The organism is Phenylobacterium sp., from assembly GCF_031181185.1.
Classification (GTDB): domain Bacteria; phylum Pseudomonadota; class Alphaproteobacteria; order Caulobacterales; family Caulobacteraceae; genus Phenylobacterium.
The window spans coordinates 1-1902 of the sequence record NZ_JAPSKZ010000323.1 but is presented as its reverse complement, the minus strand read 5'-3'; the positions used below and the strand labels follow the sequence as shown (position 1 = coordinate 1902).

Annotated in this window: 4 protein-coding genes; 3 read left to right on the top strand and 1 reads right to left on the bottom strand. The window is 69.7% G+C overall.

Annotated features, from left to right (window positions below; all coding sequences use genetic code 11):
- Positions 1–228: hypothetical protein (locus RIF93_RS20475; RefSeq protein WP_309093283.1), on the bottom strand; the 228-nt coding region annotated here is incomplete at its 3' end.
- Here RIF93_RS20475 and RIF93_RS20470 point away from each other — a divergent pair.
- From RIF93_RS20470 to RIF93_RS20460, 3 genes are all read left to right on the top strand, one after another.
- Complete coding sequence (locus RIF93_RS20470) at positions 122–391, top strand: DUF4402 domain-containing protein (RefSeq protein WP_309093282.1); 270 nt, start codon at positions 122–124, stop codon at positions 389–391. The genes RIF93_RS20475 and RIF93_RS20470 overlap by 107 nt on opposite strands.
- Positions 388–1299: a hypothetical protein gene (locus tag RIF93_RS20465; protein ID WP_309093281.1), complete on the top strand. Its 912-nt coding sequence runs from the start codon at positions 388–390 to the stop codon at positions 1297–1299. Before RIF93_RS20470 ends, RIF93_RS20465 begins: the two co-directional genes overlap by 4 nt.
- Positions 1277–1902: hypothetical protein (locus RIF93_RS20460; RefSeq protein ID WP_309093280.1), on the top strand; the 626-nt coding region annotated here is incomplete at its 3' end. The genes RIF93_RS20465 and RIF93_RS20460, both read left to right, overlap by 23 nt.

The following is a 1902-nucleotide window of genomic DNA, read 5'->3' as shown; positions in this document are numbered from 1 at the left end:
CTGATCCGCCACGACAACGGCTACGTCACGGCCTACGCCCACAACAGCGCGCTCAACGTGAAGCGCGGCGATCAGGACGAGATTGCCGTACCCCTTCACCTCGCTGCCCGCATAGGTCACGGTGCCGGCCTCGGCGGCCTTAGGCCAACCTGGGGACGTAGTCTCGACGACCGTACCCGAGAGCTTTACGGTCGTCCGCAGCGGGGGCCAGGAAACCTTGATCGTCAAGACCAACACCAATGCCGAGTACCAGGTCGGCATGGGCGGCGTCGTTCTGAACGGCGACGCGATGAGCGTGGACATCGGCGGTTCACTGGCGCTCGCGTCAGCTCAGAACCTTGTCCCCGGCCCTTACGAGGGCATGCTCGTCGTGGTGGTCCAGTACAATTGAAAAAGCTCGCCCTCTTCCCCGCCCTCGCCCTGCTCGCGGTTCTTGGAACTGACGCCCAGGGCCAGCCGGCGCCCGCCGCCCCGCCCGTCACCACGACGACCGTGGGCGCGAACCTCAACATCACGCCCAAGCGTGTGACCTTCAGCCCGACTCAGCGGACGGCGACGGTCTACATCTTCAACCAGGGCACCGCCCCGGCCACGTTCGACATCGCCCTGATCGACCGGGTGATGCTGCCGGACGGCCAGATTGTCGCAGCCGACGACCCGCGCCACAAGGATACGGCGAAGCCGATCATCGACAAGCTGGCCTCCGCCAAGGGCATGGTCATGGTCGCCCCGCGCCGGGCCACGCTCGCGCCGGGCCAGGGCCAGACGATCCGCCTGCGCGTGGGCTCGGTGCCCGCCGACGCCAAGAGCGAGCATCGCACGCACCTGACGGTCACCACCATTCCGCCGGCCAACGTCGGCACCACGGCCGAGGACGCCGCCGGCCTGAACCCGGGCGAGCTGCGCTTCCAGATCACCTCGGTTTTCGGGCTCAGCATTCCGGCGATCGTCCGCACCGCGCCGCCCGACGTCCGGGCCGCGGTCGAGAACCCTCGTATTGAGTATGCCGAAGCCTCGCCCGCGGGAGGCTCGGGGGCTAGCCGTACGCCCGTCATGGCTTTCGACCTGGTGCGCGTCGGCGCAAGCTCCCTGTTCGGCAACGTCGAGGTCCGCCCCGCCGGCAAGCGGGGAGACCCGATCGGCCTCGCGCGCGGCGTGGGCGTCTACACGGAGATCGACCGCCGCACGATGCGCGTCCCTCTGACGCGCGCGCCCGCACCCGGTGAGAAGCTAGAAGTCTCGTTCATTGACGACGACACGTCCCCGGGCAAGCTTCTTGCGACCGTCCAAGCGCCGTAGATGGATTGTCACCGTCCCTGCAGTCGTAGTCCTCGCCGCCGCCTCTCCCGGTTGGGCGGCTGAGGACGCTGCAACGGCGGCGCCGGCTGGATCCCCGATCCAGCCGCCGGCCGGTGCTGTCGACCCGGACAGCCTGCTCCTCCTTTCGATCGAGCTCGACCGGCTCACCCTGACCGACGGCCTTGCCGCCTACGGGGACGAGGCCGACCCGCTCCTGCCGCTGGCCGAGCTGGCCCGCCTCCTGGAACTCGACATCGATGTCCTGCCCGCCGAGGGCCGCGTCGTCGGCCGCATCGGCGAAGCCCGGCGCTCGCTGATCATCGACCTGAAGACCGGCGCCGCCCGCGACGGCCCTCGCGAGGTTCCGCTGGCGCCGACGGACATCGCCGTCACGCCCAGCGAGATCTACCTCAAGGCCTCCGCCCTCCAGCGGCTGCTGCCGCTGCGGCTCGAGGTCAACGCCCATAACCTCGCGATCAAGATCACGCCGACCGAACAGCTGCCGATCCAGGCGCGCCAGGAGCGGATCGCCCGCCTGCGCGACCTCGGCGCCAACCCCGGCTCCGGCCCGGACGAGACCCTGCTGGTCCAGCGGCCGTACAG